Consider the following 23,658-nt stretch of genomic DNA (forward strand, 5'->3'; position numbering starts at 1 on the left):
GGCCCAGCTCGCCTACCTGATCCCCTTGGCGGTGCGCAGCACGGGAACGCCGGAGCGCTCCAGCGCGTCGAGCAGCTCCCGGTTGTCCATGGTCCGGATCTCGGTCCATTCCCCGGCCCTGTTCATGATGTCGACGCCGGGGAATCCCCACAGGCCCTTGCCGAGCAGCTCCTCGGCGACCTGGATCTCGCCGAACGGCAGCGCGGCGAGCTGCCCGTGCGGCGCGATCACCCGGATCCACCCGTCGGCGAACGCCACCACGCCGGGCTCCTTGCCGAGCTGCCCCGGCACGGTGCCAGGGGCGCCCCGGTGGGTGGGCAGCGCCTCCGCCGCCCGCTCCACCCTGGCCCGCCGCCGCTCGCGCAGGAGGTACTGGGGCAGGAGGAAGGGCAGCGCGATGATGGCAAGCCAGGCGCCGAGGCCGCACAGCGGCAGGATCCAGAACGGCTGGCCGTTCGCCGCCATGGCGATCCCGCCGATCAGGCCGAGCCCGATGAAGACGGCGGCGGGCACGATGAAGGGGAGCTTGGGGTTCCCCCTGGTGTGCGGCAGGGGGTGGCGTGCGAGGTCGGCGAAGCCGACCTCGGCGACGTGCTCGAGCGTGTGCCGCCGCCGCAGCGCGGGCGGGAACTCGTGCCGGGGGGTGTAGGGGGAGATCAACCACGTGCGCGCCATGTGTGTTTCCGTTCGCCCTTCCGTTGCCGAGCCCTGTCGTCGTCGCTCCCCGGGGTGCCGCTCCCCAGGGGGCCGCTCCCAGGATGCCGCTCCCTAGGGTGCCGGTACCGCGGCCTTCTCGTCCGCCGCTTTCCCTTCCGTCCCGGCGAGCCGTGACTTCCCGGCTATCAGCGCGATCAGCATGGCCAGCATCACATCCTGCTCGGGGTCGAGGCACGTGCCCAGGACGAGCAGGCCGTACTCGGCCCCTGGCGCGCACGAGATCGCGGCGGCCATGCCGCCCTGCGGCGCCTCGGTGACCCCCTCGGGCAGGCTCCCCGGCGGGAGCAGCGGTATGCGGCCCATGACGCCGATCCCGAGGCCCATGTCGGTCTCGTACTGCTCCACATGGGAGACGAACCCCAGCTCCGACTGCGGGATCATCCGCCGCAGCAGGGCGGTGGGGTCGATGTCGGGGTTCATCGCGGGCATGCGCAGGGTGGTCACGAGGATCTGCCAGAGCGCGGCCTTGCGGTCGTCGGCCTCGGGGACGGCGATGACGCCGTGCGTGAGGAAGCCGTTGTTCCACAGGTGCCCGCGCCACCGCAGCAGGCCCGCGGTGATCTCGGCGTGTCCCTCGGCGGGCATGTCGGGGAAGGCGCGCGCCACGACGTCCCCGTAACGGGCCTTCGCCGCCTCGGCGTCGGGGCCGTCCGCCAGGATGTCGAACCAGTCCTGCGGCAGGTAGAGCTGCGCGGGCGGTCCCCCGCCGAACAACGCCTCCTCCGACGCCTCCCCCGGCCGCTCCCCCGGCTCCTCCCCCGGTCCCTTGTCGGGCCCCTTGTCCGGCGCTGCCTCGGTGGGCTCCATGGTGTGCTCCTCTCCTCCGCGTTCAGTCCCTGGCGACCGGCGACGGGTTCGTCCGCCAGCCCGATGTCCAGAACGGGCCGCTGATCATGTCCACCACCGTGCCGGTGTTGCCGAAGCCGTCCATGAAACGCAGGCCCGCGGTATTGGCGTTGGTGAGCCAGGTGATGCCCATGACGCCGGGCAGCGCGCTGGCGCTCGTGCCGTTGCGCATGGCCCACCCGAACACCCCCGGCACGCCCCCGAGCGTCTGGGTCGCCCGCATGCCGTGGAGCACGGACATGCCGATGAACGACCCGGCCCCGAACGCGAAGCTGGCGGCGGACAACAGGAAGGCCGGGTCGGCGAGCGCGGCGGTGAAGCTGCCCGTCTCGCCCACGGCGGCAAGGTAGTTGGCGCCCATGGAGAGCCCGGCGAGGACCAGCGAGACCGGGCCGAGGAACTGGAGGAACGGCACGAACGCCAGCAGCCCGGTGATCGAGCTGAGCAGGCCCGCGATGGCGCCGATCTTCGACAGGATCGGGGCCCACTCGGCCATCAGGTCGATGAACGCGGCGCCCAACTCGTCGAGCAGATCGGTCAGTCCCTCGACGAGGTCGCCGAACGCGTCGCCGATGCGGTCCCACAGGCCGGGCTCGTTGGGCGCGATGTCGATGGCGTTCTGGAGGCGGCCCGCGATGGTGCGGCCCTCGGCGTCGTAGTCCTGCTGCAAGCGCTGGGCGCGGTCCCTGAATTCGGAGAGCGCGGCCTCGGCGACGCGGTAGGCGGTCTCCTGCCGCTCGCGCTCCTCGGCGTTCTGTTCCTGCTCGTTGCGCTCCTCCTCGGTCTCCGGCTCGGGCTCGAACGGGCCGGGCTCGGCGGGGAGTCCGTCGATGTTCGCGCTGGCGGCGTCCAGGTCGGCCATGGCCGCGGCGGCGTCCACCTCGAGCAGATCGGCCCGCCGCTGGAAGTCGCCCATCGTCACCAGCCAGTCGCCGATGGCCCGGTGGGCCTCGCCGAACGACTGGAGCGCGTCCTGGACCTTCGGCTGGAAGTCGTCGCGCAGCATCCTGCGGAACTCCCGTGCCGTGCGCCCGCGCCACTCGCCCGCGTCGGCGCCGCTGAGCACGGAGTTGACCTCCTCGAGCACCTCGGCGGTGGTGCCGAACGCCGTGCCGACCGTGTCGATCGACTCCTGGTCGCCCGGGCACGGGACGAAGCCGAGCGCGGGGAAGTCGTTGATGTGCGGCTTGCGTGGAAAAGACATCGGTCCCCCCTCAGGAGCCCTCGTTGGCGGCCTGGAGCTCCTCGGCGAGACTCAGGTCGAGCTCGTCGAACTGCCGCTCCACCTGGGTGAGGATCTCCGCGGCGCTCCGCGCGAACTCCCCGATCTGGCCGATGCCGTAGCTCCACTCGTCGCCGAACTCCCCCAGCCGGTCGGAGAGCGCCGCGACGCCCGCCTCCCCGGTGCCGACGTCGCGGATCGCCTCGGCGGGATCGTTCAGGATGTCGGTGATGCGCGTGAGGTTCCCGCGCACCTCGGCGAGCATCTCGCCGTCTATGTACAGATCGCTGCTCACTCGTCCCCCGTGGTCGGCCACTTGGTGACTTCTTTACTCAGCACCCAAGGACGCACGGCGGGGCCCGACGGTTCTCGCGAGTTCGGCGCGGCCGTCCGAGCCGGAAGGCGGCGACGGAGGGCTGGTCGACGCCTGCGGTGGAGCCGTCGTGGGGCAGGAACTCCGTCGGAGCGATGTATCCCTCTCCTGGCTCGAGGCGGAGCGGCCTGCCACGTCGTCGGGGTCAAGCTCCGGAAGCGATCGGCGTACCAGCTCGATCCGGACACTGTCCGGCGTCGATGCTCGGGCCGGTAGGACTCGGCGGCTGCGGCGGTGAGAGGTGCCCAGCCGCCGCCGGGCACGACGGCGCGGTCGTCATGGCTGGGCTCGCCGCGGGTCAGCCGGGCCGATGCTGTGTCGCACCGTTCGCGTATGTCGTCGAATCTGGCGCATACGAGCTGTGGACCGACGTCCATGCCTCCCTGTGCGGGTGCGGGGCTACGCCGTAGGTGACGTCGAGCTCCGCGGCGAGCGCTTGCGCCATCTGCAACGTTTGTGCCCGATCGATGGTCACCTGCTTGAGCGAGGCGAGGCCGCGGAGCTGGGAGAAGTCGTTGCCACGCAGGTCCAAGCCGCGGTACGTGCCGCCGTCGAACTCATGGGCCCGGCGGCGCGGACGCGGGTGAGGGTGCTGTAGTCGAGCTTGCAGCTCTCGAACACGACGTTGTCGAGGGTGACGTCCTCGATCGTGGCGCCCATCAGCTTGCAGTCGCGGAAGACGGCGCCGGTGACCTTGCTGTCGGACCAGCGCAGGGCGGACAGCTCGCAGCCGGTGAACTCCACGGAGTCGACGCGGAACGTGGCCAGTTGGACCTGCTGTGTCTTGAGCCCGGTGATGCGCCCGTCCATGTCGCCGTAGTGGAATTCCGCGACCCGGCCGCGACGGCCTTCCAGCGAGGTCATGTGGGACAGCTACAGGCGGGGCTCGTCCAGCGAGGGCAGCGTGACGCTCGTGCGGCGGATCGTGCGCGTTCTCTTCATTCGCTCCATCCGTCCCGCATCAGTGGATCAGGCGCGCGTAAGCCCCACCGGCCCGCTACCTGAGCTCAACGTGCGCTGATGACGACGACAGCGGCGGCCAGGGCAGGCCCGAAGGGCGCGCGCCACCTCAGCCGACCACCGGCACGACGGCCGCCGAGAACCACCGGACCCTCGCCAGCCGCTCGCCGCTCCCCTAGCCACCGCTGTCGGCCAGCGCGGCGAGCTGGTCGAACGTGCGGACAAGGCTCTCGCGGCGGCGGGCGCGGAACTCGGCCGTGGGGGCGAGGCCGTCGATCGCCTCGTCCCAGACGGCCAGATACGTCTTCTTCCACTCCCTGACCGTGTCACCCGACGGCAGGGTGACACCGACGTAGCCGCGCGTGCCGATCAGGTGGAGCAGCTCCAGGTTGCACGGGACGGCCACGCCCCAGTACTCGTCGGGTTCGAGCTCGACCGGGTCACCGGCCATCGCCTCGGCCGTCTCGTCGACCAACTTACCGGTGATCAGCGACAGATGGTCGGCCGCCGTGTCCTCGTCGAAGTTCCCCGCACCCCATCTGCCCACCGTCGCTCCGCCCGTCGCTCCGCCCGTCGCCCGCCCCGTACCCCAACGTCCCTAGAACGCCCGCGTATAGGTGAGGGGCCCCTCGTCCGTGGTGTTCTCGCGGACGAGCCTATCCCCGTCGCGGACCAGGAACGTCGGGTCGCCGGGGGCGCACGCCCCGTCCCGCATCGTCAGCCGTGTGGCCTCGAGTTGGACCTCGCCGTTCACCACGCCGATCAACTCGGCCTCGAACTCGCAGTGGTAAGGGCGCCCGTCCTCGCTGGTGCCCACGGCGGTGAGCCAGATCGCGGTCTCGCCGGGCGACGCCTGCCGCACCTCGAGGGTGCGGGTGTGCGCGTAGCCGAACCAGTCGGCGGTGGCCGTCCAGTCGCCCAGGAAGAAGTCCGGGATCGGCCCGCCGTCCACGGCGTCGTCACCGCCGTCGTCCAAGGTGTCGTCCCACTCCGGGTCGTCCCACTCGGGCTCGTCCGGGTCGCCGCCGTCGGGCCCCGACCCGTCCGGCTCGGCGTCCCCGGCCGGACTCTGCTCCGGCTCGCCCGAGGCGCCATCGCCGGAGGCGCCCTCCTGGCTCGACCCCTTGTCGTCGGCGAGCGACTCCTGTGCGCCGTCGTTCCCGCCGTCGTCCCCCGTGGTGCTGGCGTAGACGAACCCGCCGCCGAGCGCGGCGACCAGCAGCCCGGCCAGGCCGACGAGCAACCACGGCCTGCGGTCGCGGTGTTCGCCGGTCGAAGGCCCTGGGACGCTCCAGGCAGGGGCGGATGTGAGCGGGGCGGGGACCGGCGCGGACAGGTAACGCGGGTGCCCCGACACGGGCATCGACGGCGCCGATGGGGGCAGCGGCGTGGTGGCGGTCGCCGTCGGGGAGGCGTCCGGGCCCGAGGGCGGGGTGGGCCTGGGGACCTCGAACGGCAGCCACCCGGTGCTGGGCAACGCGTCGTCCAGGCCGAGCCCGCCCGCCAACTCGTCGCAGAGCGCCAGGACTTCGGCGGCCGTGGGGCGTTCGTCCGGCTCCCGGCGCAGACAGGGCTCGATGAGCGGGCGCAACTCCGGCGGGCACATGGAGAGATCGGGCTCGGCGTGCGCGATGCGGTAGAGGAGGACATCCGCGGGCCCTTCGCCGAAGGGGTGCGTCGCGGTGGCGGCCACATGGGCCGTGAGGCCCAGCGTGAACAGGTCGGTGGCGGCCGTGATCCCGCCGCCCGTCGCCTGCTCGGGGGCCATGAACCCGGGCGTGCCCACCCGGATCCCGGTGCCCGTCAACGACGTGGCGTCGGCGGCCTGCGCGATGCCGAAGTCGATGACCACGGGCCCCTCGGCGGCCAGCATGACGTTGCCCGGCTTGAGATCGCGGTGGACCACCCGCGCCGCGTGGATGTCGCCGAGCGCCGAGGCGATCCCGGCGACCAGGCGCAGCACCGTCGGCGGGTCGAGAGGGCCGCCGTCCGCGTTCAACACCCAGGAGAGCGAGGGGCCTTGGACATACTCGGTGGCCAACCACGGCATCGGGCCCTCGGTGTTGCTGTCCACCACGGCCGCGACATAGCGGCCCCGCACCTGCCGCGCGGCGTTCACCTCCTGCTGGAAGCGCCTGCGGAAGCGCGGCTCCCCCGCCAGGTCGGGGTGGACCACCTTCAACGCGACGGGCCTGCCGCCCCGCGTCGTCGACAGATACACCGTGCCCATGCCGCCCGCGCCAAGACGCCCCATGAGCTGGTAGCCCGAGATCTCCCGTGGGTCCCACGCCTGGAGCGGCGCGGCGGACGGTGGCGTCCCCCAGCCCGACGTGTCCCGCCGCTCCCCCCGCCGCCCGTTCTCCGCCTGCTTCCCTGCGCCTGTGCCGTCCACGGCCGCAGCCCCCTTCCCCCGCGTGGTCGCCCTTCGTGTCCACCTACCCCACCGCGTATCGTAGGGACCGCGCGTACGCGCTCCGTAACAGCTCGGTCGCGGATCCGTATCCCGTGCGTGGGGCGCCAGTTGAACCACACCCGTCACACAACTACGGTCGGTGGGCACAGGAACGAGCGACGACCGGGAGATTCATGACCGACGTGCGCGACGCGGTGATCGCGCTGGTCACCCCCCGGGTCGCCGGTGACGAGGTGGGCGGCGAACGGGCGCCCTGGCACGCCGTGTCGCGCGCGTGGGCGCGGGCGAGTGCCGCTCCCGAGCCGCTGCCGGGGTTCGACCCGGCCACCGGCGGGGTCGACCTGTCCGCCGAGGACGTGCGGCTGCCCGGCGTGCTGCCGCTGGTGATCGGCCGCCGCCACAGGACCGGCGGGCCGAGGGGCAGGCACTTCGGGACCGCCTGGACCTCCACGCTCGACCAGCGCCTCGAGCTTCGCGCGGACGGCGTGCGGCTGATCAGCGAGGACGGCACGGTGGTGGACTACCCGGTGCCCACCGGGGGCGTCGCCGTGCTTCCGGTCAACGGGCCGCACTGGCCGCTGCGTTGGGACGGCACGGCGGGCGGGCCCATGAAGGTCACCAGGCCGGGGAGCGGGATGACGTGGCACTACCGGCCCGTGCCCGGGGTGGCAGGGTCCGAGCTGCCGCTCGTCGAGGTGACCGACCGGCACGGCAACGGTGTGGCGCTCGCGCATGACAAGGGCACGGTCATGGAGTTGTCGCACAGCGGTGGGCAGCGGGTCGGGGTGGTCTCCGAGGCGGGGCGCGTCACCGAGCTTCGGCTGCGCGGCGACGACGACGTGGTGCTGGCCCGTTACACCTACGACGAGGCGGGTGACCTCGTCCGCGCCCCCGGCGGGCGCCTGGAGCACGACGGCGAGCACCGGCTCACCGGGTGGGAGGACCCCACGGGGACGACCCGCTACCGCTATGGGTGGGAGGGCGACCGCGTGGTCACCACCGAGGGCACCGACGGGCTGCTCTCGGCGACGATCGCCTACGACGCCGAGGCGGCCCGCACGACGGCGGTCACGGACGGGCTCGGCGCCACGACCGTGCTGGCCTTCGATGAACGAGGCCTGCTCATCTCCGAGACGGACCCGCTCGGCGCCGTGACGCGCAAGGAGTGGACCGCCGAGGGCCGACTGGCCGCCGTGACCGACCCGTTGGGCCGTGTGACGCGGTACGGGTACGACGAGCGCGGCGCGGTGGTGTCCGTGACCTACGCCGACGGCACCCGGGTGGCGGCCGTTCATGACGAGCACGGGTTCATCACGTCGTTCACGGCCGAGGACGGGGCCGTGTGCGAGATCGCCCGCGACGACCGGGGCAACCCCCTGCGCGAGACGGGCCCCGGGGGCGCGGTGACCGTGCGCACGCACGACGGGCGGGGCGCGTTGGCCTCCGTGACCGACGCGCTCGGCGGTCTGTGGCGGGTGACGGGCGACGCCGCAGGCCTCCCGGTCGAGGTCACCGACCCGACGGGCCGCACGACGCGGTATGAACGCGACGCGCGCGGCCGGGTCGTCCGCGTGACGGGCCCTGGTGGCACGAGCGTGGCGGTGGGGTGGCACGACAGCGGCGCGCCGAGCGAGGTGACGTGGGCGGACGGGACGGGCGAGCGGTTCCACCACGACGCGGCGGGGCACCTGGTCGAGCACGTGGACGCGGCGGGGCACGTGACGCGCCGGGCGATCGGCCCGTTCGGCGTGGTCACCCGGGTCGGCCGCCCCGACGGATCGAGCCTCACCCGGTCCTTCGACGCCGCGCTGCGGGTGACCGAGGTCAGGGACGGCAGGGGCACGGTGTGGACGTACCGGTACGACGCGGCCGGGCGGCTGAGCGAGGAGACGGGCCCCGGCGGCGCCTCGGTGCGGTACCGCTTCGACGCGGCCGGGCAGTTGGCGCGCCGGACGAACGGCGCGGGGCAGCGGGTGTCCCAGACGCACGACGGGCGCGGGCGGCTGGTCGAGCAGCGCTCGGACACCGACATCGCGCGCTACCGCTACGACCCGGTCGGGCGCCTGGTGGGGGCGGTGGGCGGCGAGGCGTCGGTGACGCGCGCCCTCGACGCCACGGGCGCGGTGGTGAGCGAGTCGTGCGGGGAGCGCACCGTGCGGTTCGCGTACGACGCGCTCGGGCGGCCCGTCGAGCGGCGCACGCCGTCGGGCGCGGTGACGTCGTGGACCTATGACGCGGGCTCGTTCATGACCGGACTGCGGGCCGGGGACCGGGAGTTCGGCTTCGACCACGACGCGCACGGGCGGGAGACGTCCCGGCACCTGGGCCGCCCCGGGGTCACGCTGCGGCAGCGCTGGGACGCGGCGGGGCGGCTGGTCGAGCAGGTGCTCCCCGGCGGCGCGCGGCGCAGGACGTTCCGCTACCGCGAGGACGGCTTCCTCACCCGCGTGGTGGACTCGGGGGCGGGGATCACCGAGCTGACGCCCGACCCCCTGGGGCGGCCGCTGAAGGTCAACGGGCCGGGCGGCGACGAGGAGTTCGGCTACGACGCCGACGGCGGCCCGACGGGCGCGGCGTCCGGGTACCGCTACGACACACAGGGCCGTGTCGTCCAACTCGGCGGCGGGGAGCTGAGCTTGAGCTGGGACGCCCATGACAGGCTGACCGACGTGGTCAGCCGCGACGGGCGGCATGTGCACCTGGTGTACGACGCGCTCGGCCGCCGCATCGCGCGCCAACTCCTCGACGAGTACGGGTCGGTGGTCGAGGAGACCGCGCTCGTGTGGGCGGGCGCGCGGCCCGTCGAGGAGATCGCGCCCGACGGCACGGCCACCACGTGGCACTGGACGCCCGACGGCAGCCGCCCGGTGGCCCAGTCGACGGCCGCCCCCGGCGCGGTCCCGCGCTGCCACGCGATCGTGACCGACCCCACCGGCACGCCGCTCGAACTGGTCAACGGGCACGGGGGCGTTGCCTGGCAGCGCAGGGCGTCGGCGCTCGGCGCGCGGCGGACGGCGGACGGCAAGGCGGCGGGCGGGGAGGCGGCGGGCGGGCGCCCAGGTCCGTCGTGCGCGCTGGACGGGCCGCACGCGCTGTTCGACGCGGAGACGGGCCTGTCGTTCCACCATCGTCCGGCCGAGGATCCGGGCCAGGACACCGGCCAGGACACGGCCCAGGACACGGCCCAGGTCCCGGCCCAGGTCCCGGCTCGGGGACCGGCGACCCGGCCCTATGACCCGGTGGGCGGGCGCTTCCTCTCCCCCGCGCGCGAGCCGGGGCCCTCCCCTTACGGCGTGGCGCCCCCGGCCGTTCCGCACATTCTGTTGCACTGACCGCCTCGCGTGCAGCGGAAGGTGCAAGTACCCTGTTCCCGCGTCGACTTGGGGGAGGTTGCTGCGGTGGGTGCCCAACGGGGTCCGGTGTTCGAGCCGTTGTCGCCCGAGGATCCTCGGGAGGTGGCGGGCCACCCGCTGCTCGCCCGTCTTGGCGAGGGCGGCATGGGCGCCGTCTACCTCTCCAGGACGCGGGGCGGTCGGCCCGTGGCCATCAAGGTCGTGCGGCGGGAGTACGCGCGGGACGCGTCGTTCCGGCGGCGTTTCGCGCAGGAGGTGCGGGCGGCGAGCCGGGTGCGGGGATACCACCTGGTGGCGGTCGTCGACCACGACAGCGAGGCGGCGGCGCCGTGGCTGGCCTCGGAGTATGTGGCGGGCGTCGGCCTCGACCAGGCCCTCGATGAGCACGGCCCGCTGCCGCCCGACGCCGTGCTGAAGGTGACGGCGTGCGTGGCACGGGCGTTGGCGACGATCCACGCGGCGGGCATCGTCCACCGCGACCTCAAGCCGAGCAACATCATGCTCGCCGCCTCGGGCCCCTTCGTCATCGACTTCGGCATCGCCCGCGCGGCCGACGCCACCCAACTCACCACCACGGGCGGGCTGATCGGCACCCCGCACTACATGTCGCCCGAGCAGGCGCTCGGCGATCCGGTGGGGGCGGCGGGCGACATGTTCGCGCTGGGGCTCGTCGCGGCGGTCGCGGCGACGGGCCGCCACCCCTACGGGGACGGCGGGGCGATCACCGTGGCCACCCAGATCGCCAACACGGCCGTGCGCCCGCCCGATCTGTCGGGCTACCCGGACGCGCTGCGGCCGCTGTTGGAGCGGTGCCTGACCGCCTCGCCCGAGGAGCGGATCACGCCGAGCGAGGTGGAGGCGCTGTGCGCGGGGGCCGCCGCCCGGCCGCTCGACGACTTCGGCGGGTGGCTGCCGGGGGAGTTGGCCCGTTCCCTCGCCCAACGGGCCGTCGAGGTCGACCGGTTGGTGCGGGCGCCGCGGCCCTCTTCGCCCGCGCCGCTGCCCCCGTTGCCTCCCCCGCCGGTGTCGGCGCTTGCGGCGACGGGCCGGTCGACACGGCCCGCTCCACCGGAGCCGCCGGAGCCGAAGGAGCCGCCGGGGCGGGCGCGTTGGGTGTGGGGGGGGCGTGGTGGCCGCGGCGGCGGCCGTCGGCCTGGTGCTGCTCGCGCCCGTGGTGGCCGACCTGTGGTCCGACGACTCGGGGTCGGGCACGGAGGGGAACGAGGCGGGCGAGTCGCCGGCGGATCCCCCGCCGGACGACGGGGACGGGGAGCCCTCCGACGCCCCCGAACCCGAGCCCGAGCCCGAGCCCGAGCCCGAGCCCTCGACATCGGAGCCCGAGCCCGAGCCGCGCTTCGAACCCCTCATGGAGGGCCAGCCGTTCGAGATCAGGGCGGTGCACTACGACCTCATCTACGTCGACCTCGACGAGGCGCGGGTGAGCTCCGACTCGAACGACGGCGACGACGCCGAGCTGTCCATCTCGGGCTTCTCCGACGCCTGGTACCTGGAGACCACGGCCGGGATCTCGGCGGGCACCTCCCCCGAGGAGTGCCAGGACGCGACGCAGTTCAACGTCATGAGCCCCGAGATCAACTTCGACGACTTCGAGGACACCCTGCCGGTCGGCACCCGGCTGTGCTTCATCACCACCGCGGGCAACCTGGCCCAGCTGGAGATCACGGGGCTGACCGTCTCGGGTGACTACGACAACCTCTACGACGCCTCCACCGTGCTGACCGTGTGGGCGGTCAACCAGCCATGAGCGGCCAGGCGTTGGAGGCACTCGAGCCGCACCTGGCCGCGGGGCGCCAGGAGGCCGACGCGCTCGTCGACCTCTCCAACGTGGTGCGCGACACCCGGATCGGCGAGCGGGGCGCGGCGCGCCCACCCCGCTCGCTCCACCGGCTGCGCCTCGTGGTCGAGGCCCTGGCCCGGCACACCAGCGACAGCGCCGTGACGGTGTACGCGATCGCCGACCGCAGCCTGCCGCGCGCCCCGCACGAGTACGCCGACCCGGCCGAGCCGCGCCTGCTGCGGCGCTGGATCGAGCGGGGCCTGGTGGAGGAGGCACCGGACGCGGACGACCCCCTGCTCGAACTGGCCGATGTCACGGGCCTGCCCGTCATCTCCAACGACGACTTCGACGACTTCCGCACCGCCCACCCGTGGATCCAGGGGAACACGACGCAGTTCCTCGGCGTCGTGCCCATCCTCGGCGGCACCGCGGTCGCGCTGCGGCCCCGCGCCATGGGCGTGCGCACCCCGGCGCAGATCTCGCGGAAGCTCGAGGAGTCCGACCTCAAGGCGCACGGCCTGCTCCAGGGGCGCGCGCGCAAGCCGATCACCGCGGTCGTCAAGCGGTACTGGTCCTGTCCGCACCGCGGCTGCCAGCTGTACGACCGCGCGCGGGGCGGCGCGGTGCGGCTGCCGCTGCTGCGGGGCGGGACGCCGCTGTGCGAGCTGCACCGCGTGCCGCTCGTGGACGACGGGCCGCGCACGGGGATCGCGCAGCTCAAGCTGCATGTGCGGGGCGAGTGCGTGCGCCGTTTCACGCTCGACGTCGGGACGCGGGTGACGCTGGGGCGCGCGCCAGAGCCCGAGGGGATCGCGCTGCACGGCCTGGTGCCGGTGCCGCTGCTGCGGCGGATCAGCCGCGGCCACCTGGAGGTCACGGTCGAGGAGAACGGGCTCCTGCTGCGGGACCTGGGGCGGGGCGGCACGCGGCTGCTGCGGCATGGGACGGCGGAGTGGCGGCCGTTGAACGTCGAGGAGCCGACGCACTTCAACCTGGGCGATGTCGCCGAGCTGACGCCCGGGGTGACCGTGACGCGCAGCGGGCGGCGTTACCCGCCGGAGATCGCGGCGGCCTGGCGGCGCTCGGCGGCGGGTCGCGCGCCCTCGGCGGCGCTGAGCGCCGAAACGGAGCTGCCGCAGGGCGGGGCCGGGGAGTAACGCGGTGGACGGGCCGAGCCGCCGCCGTGCCGCGGTCACGCCCCGGGGACGTCGGCAGGTCCCGTCGGTGTGACGCGGAAGATCGGGTGGTCCGGGGCGACGCGGCGCAGCTCCTCGTCCGTCGAGTCGGGCCCGACGCCCCGGAAGAACGCGCCGACCTCCCACTTCCACCGCCTGAGGTAGGCGCGCAGCAGCTCGGGCTTGTCGGCGTCGGCGACCTCGTCCGCGGTGAACGCGTCCGCCCTTCTGCCCAGGATCAGCCGACCGCCGCCCGCGGCCCGCATGTTGTGCGTCCACTGCACATGGCCGCGCGGGGCGACGAGGTACTGGGCGTCGCCGACGGTCAGCAGGTTGACCGGGGTGGTGCGCCAGGCCCCCGACGTGCGCCCGCGCACGGCCAGGACGCGCGAGCCCCATACGCTGATCCCGCGCCGGGTGAGAAAGGCCACGGTGCGGTTGAGGACATGGACGGTGAGGCGGCCGGGCTTCTTGGTGTACGGGCGCTCGCTCATGGCATGGCTCCTCGGTCGCGCTGTTTGCGAGAGCGGTGCTCTCTCTTCTACCGGGAAGCCTGCCGGAAGCGGCGACCAAAAGCAAGAGCACTGCTCTCCTTTTTGAACGCCGCTCCCCTCGCTGGCTAGACTGCGCCCCATGACGGCGATCCAGGGGGCCAGGGAACGGGCCAGGCGCGAGGTGACCACGGCGATCATGGACGAGGCGCGGCGCAGACTCGCCGTGGACGGCGCGGCCAAGCTGTCGCTGCGCGCCGTCGCGCGCGAGCTCGGCATGGTCTCATCGGCGCTCTACCGCTACTTCCCCAGCCGCGACGACCTGTTGACCGCGCTGATCGTGGAGGCGTACGACGCGCTGGGCGAGGCGGCGGAGGGGGCGCTCGAGGCGGCGCCGCGCTCGGCGCCCGCCGAGCGCTGGGTGGCGGTGTGCGCGGGCGTGCGCGCCTGGGCGCTGGCGCATCCGCACGAGTTCGCGCTGATCCATGGGACGCCCGTGCCCGGGTACGCGGCGCCCCCCGACACCAACGCGCCCGGCGGGCGCGTCCCGTTCGCGCTGGCCCGGGTCGCGCGGGAGGCGGTGGAGGACGGGCTGCTCGGGCCTGTGCCAGGGGGGCCGCTGCCCGAGCCGCTGGCCCGGGAGGCGGCGGCGCTGGTCGCGGAGCACGCGCCCGGGGTGCCCGCGCCCGCGATGGCGGCGGTGGTGGCGAGTTGGGCGCAGCTGGTCGGGCTGGTGGGCTTCGAGGTGTTCGGCCAGTTCACGGGGGTGATCGAACGTTCCCGCGCCGAGCTGTTCACGCACCAGGCGCGGCGGCTCGCCGAGGGGGCGGGCCTCCCCCCGCGCCAGGTCCCCCCGCACTAGGCGCCGCCCGGCTCGGCGCCCGCTCGCCCCGGGGCGTCGCGTGGGACGGCTGTCAGCCGAAGTCGTCGGGGACGATGCGGAGTTTCCGCGCGATGCGGACGAGGGCCTTCTGATCGGCGCTGTTGAGCGAGTCGAGGACGACGCGGCGCACGGCGCGCAGGTGGGTGGGCGCCGCCAGACGCACGATGTCGAAGCCGGCGTCGGTGAGTTCGGCGAGGGTGTAACGGCCGTCGGCCGGGTCGGGTGTCCGTACGACCCAGCCGCGCTGTTCACAGCGTTTGACGACGTTGGACAGGCGGGAGAGCGACCCGCTGGCGAGGAAGGCGAGCTCTCCCATCCGCAGCGTGCGCCGCGGGGCCTCGGAGAGGTGGCTGAGCACGAGGTACTCGAACAGGGTGAGGCCGTGTTCCTGGCGCAGCGGCGACTCCAGCTTGCCTGGCAGCAGCAGGACAAGGGAGATCATCCCCGTCCACGCCGCCTTCTCCTGCTCGTCGAGCCATCGCAGCTCCTCGTCGTCCTCGTGCTCGCCCGCGCCGCTCATGGGCCCTCCCGTGCTGTTCATGGCTCTCCCGCCTCTCCGACGACATCCGCAATGACTTTACGCTTGAAGCCATCGCATGCTAGTCTCACTTTACGCGTGAACTCATCAGGAGGAAACGCACCCCTGTGGACAGGAAGTGGGAGCATCATGAGCACCGTCACCTTCGGCATCACTCCGGGCTACGGCGAGAAGCTGCACGCGGCCCTCGGCTACAGCGCGGCCGTCCGCGTCGGCGACCGGGTCGAGATCTCGGGTCAGGCCGGGGTGGATGACGACCTGGTCATCCCCGACTCGCTGGAGGACGAGATCATCCAGGCCTTCGACAACGTGGAGCGCACGCTCGCCACGGTCGGCGCGACATGGAAGGACGTCATCCACGTCAACTCCTACCACAAGGTCGCACCGGGAGAAGACGTCATCGGCGACGACCACAACGCGGTCATGGCCGAGCAGTTCCGCCGTCGCCTCGACGGCCGCGCGCCGATCTGGACCGAGACCGGCGTCACGGTCCTCGGCCTCGCCGCCATGCGCGTGGAGATCCGCGTCACCGCCATCGTCGGCTCCGGGAGCTGAGACCATCGCCTCCACCGACCGCACCGGAGTCGCCGAGGCCGTCGATCGGCATGATCCGCCGGACAGGCCTTGGCCCGGGGCGGCCACCGCTCCGCGGCGGTGGCCGCCCCGGGCAACGGGGTCGGTGCGGTCAGGCGGCGGTGCAGGCCGTTCCGTTGAGGGAGACCTGCGGAGTGGCGTACTGCGTGCCGCTGTTGGTCTGGAAGCCGAAGCTCAGCGACTGTCCGGCGCCGACGTTCGCGTTGTACGACAGGTTCCGTGCCGTGACGTTGGTGCCGCTCTGGGTGACATCGGCGTTCCACGAGCTGGTGACCGAGCCCGCTGGCAGGCCGAAGCCGACCGTCCAGCCGTTCACCGCGGCGCCGACGGTGACGCTGACGTTGACCACGGAGCCGTTGTTCCAGCGGCTTGTCACCTGGTAGGTGGCGCGGCAGTCGCCGGGCTCAGGGTCGGGGTCGGGGTCGGGGTCGGGGTCGCCGCCGCCCGGTGTGCCGCCGAGGGCGGTGAGGACGCCGTCGTAGGCGGGCTTGGGATTGAGGTTGTCGTCCCACAGGCACGCCGCGCCCTGGCCCGGGAACACGTCGGGGATCCACGAGTCGGCGTCGCTGATGCCCCACACGGTGACGCCCGAACAGCCGTCGACGGCCAGGCAGTAGCCGACGACCTGCCCGAACTGCGTTGCCTGGCGGGCCAGTCGCGTCGCGTCGGACGGCGTGTTCATGCGGATGTCGAGCTCGGTGATCACGACCTCGAGGCCCAGGTCGGCGAAGCGCTGCATGTTCTGCTGCATCGTGCCGGGGATCTGGTCCAGGATGAGATGGGACTGGATGCCGACGCAGTCGATCGGCACGCCCTGGCTCAGCAGGCTCTGCACCAGGGCGTACATGCCGTCGCTCTTGGCGTTGTCGCCCTCGATGTTGTAGTCGTTGATGCAGAGCTTGGCGTTCGGGTCGGCGGCGTCCGCGGCCCGGAAGGCGTTGGCGATGTACTGCTGCCCGATCGTCGTCTGGAAGACCGACTGGCGGAACGTCCCGTCCTCGTTGAACGCCTCGTTCACCACGTCCCAGTAGGCGATGTCGCCCGCCCAGCGGCCCGCGACATCGGTGATGTGGTCGACCATGATCTGGTTCAACTGGGTGGCGTTGAAGCCCCCGTTGGACACCCAGCTGGGCAGCTGGCTGTGCCAGACGAGGGTGTGGCCCCAGACCTGCTGGTCGTTCTGCTGGGCGAAGTCGACCAGCCGGTCGCCGCCCGCGTAGTTGAACTGGCCGCGGGACGGCTGGAGCGTCTCCCACTTCATGACGTTCTCCGCGGTGACGCTGTTGAACTCGTCACTCGCGATGCCGCTGTAACGGGAGTCGTTGAGGCGGCCGTCGTTGACGGCGGTCCCGACGAACACCCCCTGTCCCTCGGCCGCCTCACGCAGCGTGGCGGCCTGGGTGGTGGACGGATCCTGGGCCTGTGCACCGGCGTGCGTCGCGCCGGAGAGCAAGGCCCCGGCAGCGAAGACGACTGCGGCTCTGCGTACCAGGGATAGCATGAAGTACCCCTTTCACTGTCATGCCCCCGCAGGCTGACGAGCACCGTTGTATGGGCCGCTCGTGGACGCGTCAACCCTTCCGGAATAATGTTGAAAAACTTCCGGACAGCGGAAGCCCATCGGAAGAGGTGCCCATGACAGGGGAACGCAAGGTGACGATCACCGCCATCGCCAGGGAGGCGGGGGTCTCCGTGCCCACCGTGTCCCGGGTGGTCAACGGGCGCTCGGACGTGGCACCCGAGACCAGGGCGAAGGTCGAGGAGCTGCTGCGGCAGTACGGCTACCGGCGGCGCACGCACGCGCCTGGCGACCGGGCGGCGCTGCTCGACCTCGTCTTCAACGACCTGGACAGCCCGTGGGCCGTGGAGATCATCCGCGGCGTCGAGGAGGTCGCCCACGCCTCGGGGGTCGGCACGGTCGTCTCGGCCATCCACGACAGGGCGGGGGCGGCGCGGCAGTGGATGACCAACCTGCGGGCGCGCGCCTCCGACGGCGTGATCCTGGTGACCTCCGCGCTCGAGCCGGTGCTCCACAAGGAGCTGCACCGGCTCGGCGTGCCGATCGTCGTGGTGGACCCGGCGGGCACGCTCGCGCTCGACGCGCCGACCGTGGGGGCGACCAACTGGGCGGGCGGCCTGGCGGCCACCGAGCACCTGCTCCAACTCGGCCACCGCAGGATCGGGTTCATCGCGGGGCCGCCGCGGCTGCTGTGCAGCAGGGCGCGGCTCGACGGCTACCGGGCGGCGCTGGAGTCGGCCGGGGTGGCCATCGACGAGTCGCTCATGGTGCCTGGCGACTTCTACCACGAGACCGGGTTCACCGGGTGCCGGCGGCTGATGGAGCTCGACGACCCGCCCACGGCCGTCTTCGCGTCGAGCGACCAGATGGCGATGGGCGCGATCGAGGCGCTGCGGCAGCGCGGTCTCCGCGTTCCGCAGGATGTCTCGATCGTCGGCTTCGACGACCTTCCGGAAATGCAGTGGTCGGCTCCGCCGCTGACGACCGTGCGTCAGCCGCTGGCCGAGATGGGCAAGGTGGCGGCCCGCACGGTGCTCCGTCAGGCGCGCGGCGAGGAACTGGACTCGCCCAGGCTGGAGTTGGCGACGGAGCTGGTGGTGAGGGCGTCGAGCGCCCCGCCGCCCGAGCGCCGCTGAGGGGCCGCGGGGCCCCCGGACGAGGGGCCTTGCCCGACTCCCCACTCGATTCCCCACCCGACTCCCCACCCAACTCCGCACGCGGCTTAATCGACTTGTTGTCGTACGCACCGTTGACGCGAAGGGCACCGCCCCCGTAACTTCCCCGGCACCTGCCCGATAATTTTCGGCGAGTTTCCGGAAGGTGTGCGATGCGAAGCTCTGATCCGTGGCGACCCCGGCGGCCCAGAACCCTGGCGGCTGCGGCCGTTCTCGCGCTGGCGGCCCCCACCCTCGCTGCGTGCGGCAGCGACGGACCCGGCGGCGGCGGTGACACGCTGGAGGTGTGGGTCTACCAGGACGGCTCGTCCACGATCCAGCAGGAGTTCGTGGACCGGTTCAACGAGACGTCCGACATCGACATCGAGCTCACCCAGATACCCGGCGAGAGCTACCAGGACCGCATGCGCACGGCGATGGGCACGCCGAACGCGCCGGACGTCTTCTTCAACTGGGGCGGCGGCTCCATCAGCGACTTCGTGGCCGAGGACATGCTGGTGGACCTCACGCCCTACTTCGACGACGACCCGGAGTTCCAGGACGCGTTCATCCCGACGATCCTCGACGCCGGTGCGGTGGAAGGGCGTTACTACGGCGTCCCGATGCGCGGCGTGCAGCCCGTCATCCTCTTCTACAACCGGACCCTCTTCGGCGAGGCGGGCCTGGAAGCCCCCGCGACGTGGGACGACTTCCTCACCGCGGTGGACACGTTCCAGCGGGACGACATCACCCCGGTCGTGCTCGGCGGCGCGGACATCTGGCCCAACATGATGTGGCTGGAGTACCTGCTCGACCGCCAGGGCGGCTCCGAGGTCTTCGACCGCATCCGCAACGGCGACGCGAGCGCGTGGGGCGACCCGGCGATGCTCTACGCCGCCGAGACCGTCGTCGAGCTGGTCGACTCGGGCGCGTTCGGCAACGACTTCCGTTCCGTGGCCACCACCAACGACGGCGCCCCGACGTTCTTCGCCTCCGGCGAGGCCGCGATGCACCTGATGGGCAGCTGGGAGTACTCCAACCAGCTCACCAACCAGCCGGAGTTCGCCGAGAACGACCTCGCCTGGACCACCTTCCCGACGCTGCCCGACGGCGTGGGCGACCCCTCCTCGGTGGTCGGCAACCCGACCAACTACTGGTCGGTCAACTCCCAGGTGGAGGGCGAACGCCTCGACGCCGCCGTCGAGTTCCTCAAGCTGCACGGCGACGAGGACTACGCCCAGGCGCTCATCGACAACGGCGACATCCCCACCACCTCCAACGCCGTGGACCTGATCGGCAGCAGCCCGAACCCCGAATTCGCCCAGTTCCAGTACGACATGGTGGAGAACGCCGCCAGCTTCACCCTCTCCTGGGACCAGGCGCTGCCCGCCTCCCAGTCGGCCCCGATGATCGACGCCATCGACCAGCTGTTCAGCGGACAGCTGAGCGCACAGGAATTCGTCGATTCCATGCAGGAGTTGTAGGGCGCCCCGTGAAGCCGCAGACGTCCAAAGCTCCGCGCGCCGGTCGCCCAGGCATCGCCTGGGCGATCCCGGGCGTGCTCTTCTTCGCGTTCTTCGCCGCCGCGCCGATGGGCATCGTCGCCTATCTGTCCTTCACGGACTGGGACGGCCTGAGCGACCCCTCCTGGACGGGCCTGGACAACTGGACCAGGCTCTGGGAGGACGACGGCATGCGCAACGCCGTCTGGCTGAGCCTGCTACTGACGGCGCTGACCTGGCTCACCCAGACCCCCATCACGCTGCTGCTGGGCGTGTGGGCGGCGGGGCGCCAGCGCAACAGGGCCGTGCTCTCGGCCGTCTTCTTCCTGCCGCTGCTCGCCTCGTCCGTCGCGCTCGCCCTGCTGTGGCGCACCATCTTCGACCCCAACTTCGGCCTCGCCGCCGACATCGCCGACTGGTTCGACCTGGAGAGCGCCGACCTGCTCGGCAGCTCGCGGGGCGCCTTCGCGGCGATCCTCTTCGTCACGGGCTGGCAGTTCATCCCGTTCCACATGCTCATCTACCAAGGCGGCGCCCGGCAGATCCCGCGCTCGTTCTACGACGCCGCGTCGATCGACGGAGCGGGCACCGTACGGCAGTTCTTCCACATCACGCTGCCCCAACTGCGCAACACCATCGTCACATCAACGGTGTTGATGGTCGTCGGCGCGCTGACCTACTTCGACACCGTCCTGATCCTCACCCGCGGCGGCCCGGGGGACGCCACCGAGATCGTGCCGTACCTGATGTACGACACCGGCTTCGCGGCGTTCGACCTCGGCTACGCGAGCGCGATCGCCTGCGCCCTGGTCGTCGTGGCCACCACGGCGTCCCTGCTGCTGGTGCGGCTGACCGGGTTCACCAGGATGCGCAGCACCCGGGAGGGGATGTGACCAGCACCATCGACAAACGGCCCCCGCGCCTGGCGGACGACGGGCCGCGGGCCGAACGCCCCCGCGCCCGGCGGCCGTTCCGCCTGCCGCGCGCCAACTACCCGGGCGGCCTCGCGGCGTTGATCTGGCTGGGCATCGTGGTGGTGCCGCTGTATGTGCTGATCGTCTCCACGATCCAGACGCGGCAGTCGTACCTGGAGAACGGCCCGCTCTCGATCCCCGACGAGATCACGTTCGACGCCTACCGGACCGTGCTCGAGGGCGACTTCCCTCGCTACCTCCTCAACACCCTGGTCGTCACCGTCGCGTGCGCCGCCATCGCGGTGACGCTCGCCGTGACCGTCGCCTACAGCGTCGTGCGCACCCGATCGCGGCTCTCGCGGCGGGTGTTCCAGCTCTTCCTGCTCGGCCTGGCGATCCCCTCCCAGGCCGTGATCATCCCCGTCTATCTGATCATCACCGAACTCCAGCTGTACGACACGCTGTTGGCGATCATCCTGCCCACCGCGGCGTTCTCCCTGCCGGTGGGCGTGCTCATCCTGGTCGGCACCATGCGCGACATCGACGAGGAGCTCTACGAGTCCATGGCTCTCGACGGCGCGAGCCAGGTCCGCATGCTTCTCCAGCTCGTGGTGCCCGTCTCCAGGGCGGGCATCTCCACCGTCGCGGTCTTCTCCGCCCTCAACGCGTGGAACGGCTTCCTCTTCCCCCTGATCCTCACCCAGTCACCGGAGACCCGGGTACTCACCCTCGGCCTGTACGACTTCGTCGGCGAGTTCCGCACCGACATCCCGTCGCTGCTCGCGGCCGTGGTCCTGTCGATCGTGCCGATCTTCACCGCCTATCTCTTCGCCCGCAGGCAGCTGATCAACGGCCTGATGGGCGTCGGCGGTCGCTGACCAGCGCCGTCCGCATCCGACAAGGAGCCCTATGCACCACCGCCCCTGGCAGGACACCTCGCTCCCGGCCGACACCCGCGCCGCGGAGCTGCTGTCCGTCATGACCCTCGAGGAGAAGCTCGCCCAGCTCGTCGGCCTCTGGCCGGGCTCGGACGCCGGGCAGGACGACGACGCCGACGTGGCGCCCATGCAGAGCCAGGTCAACTCCGGGTCCCCCGACCTGTCGGCCCTGCTGCCCCACGGCCTCGGCCAGCTGACCCGCCCGTTCGGCACGGCCCCCGTGGACCCGGCCGAGAAGGCGCGGGCACTCGCCGAGGACCAGCGGAAGATCGTCGCCGCCAACCGCTTCGCCCTCCCCGCGCTGGTCCACGAGGAGTGCCTGACCGGGTTCGCCGCGTGGCGGGCCGCGATCTTCCCCACCCCGCTGGCCTGGGGCGCCTCCTTCCACCCCGAGCTGATCGAGGAGGCCGCCCGGCTGATCGGCGACTCGATGCGCGCCGTCGGCGTCCACCAGGGCCTCTCCCCCGTCCTCGACGTCACGCGCGACCCGCGCTGGGGCCGCACCGAGGAGACCATCGGCGAGGACCCCTACCTGGTGGCCACCGTCGGCACCGCCTATGTGAAGGGCCTGGAGTCCGCCGGGATCGTCTCCACCCTCAAGCACTTCGCCGGACACGCCAGCTCGCGCGGCGCCCGCAACCACGCGCCGGTCTCGATGGGCCCGCGCGAGCTGGCCGACGTCGTGCTGCCGCCGTTCGAGATGGCGCTGCGCGAGGGCGGGGCGCGTTCCGTCATGTCCGCCTACCACGACATCGACGGCGTGCCGACCAGCGGCGACCCCGTGCTCCTCACCCAACTCCTGCGGGAGGACTGGGGGTTCACCGGAACGGTCGTCTCCGACTACTTCTCCGTCTCCTTCCTCGAGCTGACCCACCGCGTCGCGGGCTCCCCCGCCGAGGCCGCGGCGCTCGCGCTCGCCGCGGGCGTCGACGTCGAGCTGCCCGCGCAGCGCTGCTACGGCACCCCGCTGTTCAAGGCGGTCCAATCGGGCGAGGTCGCCGAGGAGTTGGTGGATCGCGCGGTGCTGCGCGTGCTGCGCCAGAAGGCCGAGCTCGGCCTGCTCGACCCGGACTGGTCGCCCGAGCCGCCCGCGCTCGTGGACGGCGGCACCGTCGACCTCGACCCGCCCGCGATGCGCGAGGTGGCGCGGCGCATCGCCGAGGAGTCGGTGGTGCTGCTCGCCAACGAAGGGGGCGCGCTGCCGCTCGCGCCGCGCGGGCGCATCGCGGTGGCCGGGCCGCTGGCGGACGACGTCGCGCCGCTGCTCGGCTGCTACACCTTCCCCCGGCACGTCGGCGTCCGCCACCCCGAGCTGCCCGTGGGCGTCGCCATCAGGACCCCGCTCGACGCGCTGCGCGACGAGCTGCCCGACGCGGACATCGACCTCGTGACGCGGCCAGCCGACGCGGCGGACGCGGACGTGTGCGTCATGGTCGCCGCCGACCGCTCAGGGCTCTTCGGGCGCGGCACATCGGGCGAGGGATGTGATGCCACCGACCTGGAACTCCCCGACGAGCAGGGGGCGTTGCTCGACGAGCTGCTGGCCACCGGCGTTCCCGTGGTCCTGGTGCTGCTCACCGGTCGGCCGTATGCGCTGGGCCGGTGGGCCGATCGCCTCGCCGCCTGCGTGCAGGCGTTCTTCCCCGGCGAGGAGGGCGGCGGCGCGGTCGCGGGGGTCCTCTCCGGACGGATCAACCCGTCGGGGCGGCTGCCGGTCGGGGTGCCACGGCACACCGGCGCGCAGCCGTGGACGTATCTCGCGCCGCCGCTCGGACAGCTCGGCGACGCCAGCAACATCGACCCCGGCGCGCTCTACCCGTTCGGACACGGCCTGTCCTACACGGAGTTCACCTGGAGCGACGCCCGGGCCGACGCCGACGCGGTGGACACGGACGGCGAGACGACCGTCACCGTCACCGTCACCAACACCGGCGAGCGGGCCGGGACCGAGGTCGTCCAGCTGTATCTGCACGACCCGGTGGCCAGGACCGCGCGCCCGGTCGACCGGCTCGTCGGCTACGCCCGCGTCGACCTGGCGCCCGGTGCCTCCGCCGATGTCGGCTTCGCGTTCCACGCCGAACTCGCGGGCTACAGCCTCGGGAACGGCCGCCACCTGGTCGAACCCGGCGCCCTCGAACTGCGGTTCGCCGCGTCGAGCCGCGACCCGCGGCACTCCGTCCCGCTCACCCTGACGGGGCCCGAGCGCCATGTGGGCCACGAACGCCGCCTGCGCTGCCCGGCGACCGTGCGCATGAACGGAGGGTAAGC

Annotated in this window: 20 protein-coding genes and 1 pseudogene; 11 read left to right on the forward strand and 10 right to left on the reverse strand. The window is 72.6% G+C overall.

Annotated elements, in window-relative coordinates:
• Positions 1–12: 12 nt before the first annotated feature.
• The 7 genes from D7318_RS07060 to D7318_RS33340 form a co-directional block, all read right to left on the reverse strand.
• The gene (locus D7318_RS07060) at positions 13–675 is read right to left on the reverse strand and encodes a hypothetical protein (protein ID WP_120695990.1); all 663 of its coding nucleotides are present in this window, start codon (positions 673–675) and stop codon (positions 13–15) included.
• 93 nt (positions 676–768) lie between these two features.
• Entirely contained in the window at positions 769–1,524 is a 756-nt protein-coding gene (locus D7318_RS07065; protein ID WP_120695991.1) for a hypothetical protein, read from the reverse strand.
• A 22-nt stretch (positions 1,525–1,546) separates the two neighbouring features.
• Positions 1,547–2,767 carry a hypothetical protein gene (locus tag D7318_RS07070; RefSeq protein WP_120695992.1) on the reverse strand — a complete coding sequence of 407 codons (1,221 nt, stop codon included), beginning with the start codon at positions 2,765–2,767 and terminating at the stop codon, positions 1,547–1,549.
• Between the two features lie 10 nt (positions 2,768–2,777).
• Positions 2,778–3,080 carry a hypothetical protein gene (locus tag D7318_RS07075; protein ID WP_230423457.1) on the reverse strand — a complete coding sequence of 101 codons (303 nt, stop codon included), beginning with the start codon at positions 3,078–3,080 and terminating at the stop codon, positions 2,778–2,780.
• A gap of 549 nt (positions 3,081–3,629) precedes the next feature.
• Positions 3,630–4,022 (reverse strand): pentapeptide repeat-containing protein, encoded by a 393-nt coding sequence (locus D7318_RS07080; RefSeq protein ID WP_120695994.1) that lies wholly within the window; start codon positions 4,020–4,022, stop codon positions 3,630–3,632.
• Positions 4,023–4,293: 271 nt separating this feature from the next.
• Entirely contained in the window at positions 4,294–4,665 is a 372-nt protein-coding gene (locus D7318_RS07085) for a DUF4259 domain-containing protein (RefSeq protein ID WP_120695995.1), read from the reverse strand.
• 51 nt (positions 4,666–4,716) lie between these two features.
• Positions 4,717–6,510, reverse strand: a complete 1,794-nt coding sequence (locus D7318_RS33340) for a serine/threonine-protein kinase (RefSeq protein WP_230423459.1) — start codon at positions 6,508–6,510, stop codon at positions 4,717–4,719.
• Between the two features lie 194 nt (positions 6,511–6,704).
• On the opposite strand from D7318_RS33340, the gene D7318_RS07095 reads away from it, so the two are divergent.
• The 4 genes and pseudogenes from D7318_RS07095 to D7318_RS07105 all read left to right on the forward strand — a co-directional run bounded on the left by D7318_RS07095 (position 6,705) and on the right by D7318_RS07105 (position 12,839).
• Positions 6,705–9,863 carry a DUF6531 domain-containing protein gene (locus tag D7318_RS07095; protein ID WP_120695996.1) on the forward strand — a complete coding sequence of 1,053 codons (3,159 nt, stop codon included), beginning with the start codon at positions 6,705–6,707 and terminating at the stop codon, positions 9,861–9,863.
• Between the two features lie 165 nt (positions 9,864–10,028).
• Positions 10,029–10,679 (forward strand): annotated as a pseudogene (locus tag D7318_RS33730) (serine/threonine-protein kinase); the annotation flags it as partial.
• 331 nt (positions 10,680–11,010) lie between these two features.
• Positions 11,011–11,649: a hypothetical protein gene (locus D7318_RS33735; RefSeq protein ID WP_230423461.1), complete on the forward strand. Its 639-nt coding sequence runs from the start codon at positions 11,011–11,013 to the stop codon at positions 11,647–11,649.
• A complete protein-coding gene (locus D7318_RS07105) occupies positions 11,646–12,839 on the forward strand; it encodes an FHA domain-containing protein (RefSeq protein WP_120695997.1) in 1,194 nt (397 codons plus the stop codon). The genes D7318_RS33735 and D7318_RS07105 overlap by 4 nt, the downstream gene beginning before the upstream one ends.
• A 35-nt stretch (positions 12,840–12,874) precedes the next feature.
• On the opposite strand, the gene D7318_RS07110 is transcribed toward D7318_RS07105, so the two are convergent.
• Positions 12,875–13,351, reverse strand: coding sequence for a nitroreductase family deazaflavin-dependent oxidoreductase (locus D7318_RS07110; protein ID WP_120695998.1), 477 nt, complete (start codon positions 13,349–13,351; stop codon positions 12,875–12,877).
• Positions 13,352–13,490: 139 nt separating this feature from the next.
• On the opposite strand from D7318_RS07110, the gene D7318_RS07115 reads away from it, so the two are divergent.
• Positions 13,491–14,210: a TetR/AcrR family transcriptional regulator gene (locus tag D7318_RS07115; protein WP_120695999.1), complete on the forward strand. Its 720-nt coding sequence runs from the start codon at positions 13,491–13,493 to the stop codon at positions 14,208–14,210.
• Positions 14,211–14,262: 52 nt separating this feature from the next.
• On the opposite strand, the gene D7318_RS07120 is transcribed toward D7318_RS07115, so the two are convergent.
• Positions 14,263–14,772, reverse strand: coding sequence for a MarR family winged helix-turn-helix transcriptional regulator (locus tag D7318_RS07120; RefSeq protein ID WP_120696000.1), 510 nt, complete (start codon positions 14,770–14,772; stop codon positions 14,263–14,265).
• Positions 14,773–14,898: 126 nt separating this feature from the next.
• On the opposite strand from D7318_RS07120, the gene D7318_RS07125 reads away from it, so the two are divergent.
• Positions 14,899–15,324 (forward strand): Rid family hydrolase, encoded by a 426-nt coding sequence (locus D7318_RS07125; RefSeq protein WP_120696001.1) that lies wholly within the window; start codon positions 14,899–14,901, stop codon positions 15,322–15,324.
• 130 nt (positions 15,325–15,454) lie between these two features.
• On the opposite strand, the gene D7318_RS07130 is transcribed toward D7318_RS07125, so the two are convergent.
• Positions 15,455–16,864 (reverse strand): endo-1,4-beta-xylanase, encoded by a 1,410-nt coding sequence (locus D7318_RS07130; protein WP_120696002.1) that lies wholly within the window; start codon positions 16,862–16,864, stop codon positions 15,455–15,457.
• Positions 16,865–16,998: 134 nt separating this feature from the next.
• Here D7318_RS07130 and D7318_RS07135 point away from each other — a divergent pair, with 134 nt between their 5' ends.
• From D7318_RS07135 to D7318_RS07155, 5 genes are all read left to right on the forward strand, one after another.
• Positions 16,999–18,018 carry a LacI family DNA-binding transcriptional regulator gene (locus tag D7318_RS07135; RefSeq protein WP_120696003.1) on the forward strand — a complete coding sequence of 340 codons (1,020 nt, stop codon included), beginning with the start codon at positions 16,999–17,001 and terminating at the stop codon, positions 18,016–18,018.
• A gap of 191 nt (positions 18,019–18,209) precedes the next feature.
• Positions 18,210–19,520, forward strand: a complete 1,311-nt coding sequence (locus tag D7318_RS07140) for an extracellular solute-binding protein (protein WP_120696004.1) — start codon at positions 18,210–18,212, stop codon at positions 19,518–19,520.
• An 8-nt stretch (positions 19,521–19,528) separates the two neighbouring features.
• Positions 19,529–20,431 carry a carbohydrate ABC transporter permease gene (locus tag D7318_RS07145; RefSeq protein ID WP_230423463.1) on the forward strand — a complete coding sequence of 301 codons (903 nt, stop codon included), beginning with the start codon at positions 19,529–19,531 and terminating at the stop codon, positions 20,429–20,431.
• A complete protein-coding gene (locus tag D7318_RS07150) occupies positions 20,428–21,330 on the forward strand; it encodes a carbohydrate ABC transporter permease (protein WP_408055454.1) in 903 nt (300 codons plus the stop codon). Before D7318_RS07145 ends, D7318_RS07150 begins: the two co-directional genes overlap by 4 nt.
• 31 nt (positions 21,331–21,361) lie before the next feature.
• Positions 21,362–23,656: a beta-xylosidase/alpha-l-arabinosidase gene (locus D7318_RS07155; RefSeq protein ID WP_120696005.1), complete on the forward strand. Its 2,295-nt coding sequence runs from the start codon at positions 21,362–21,364 to the stop codon at positions 23,654–23,656.
• The last annotated feature ends 2 nt before the right edge of the window (positions 23,657–23,658 follow it).

It is taken from the genome of Streptomyces radicis, from assembly GCF_003626575.1.
Lineage (GTDB): Bacteria > Actinomycetota > Actinomycetes > Streptomycetales > Streptomycetaceae > Streptomyces > Streptomyces radicis.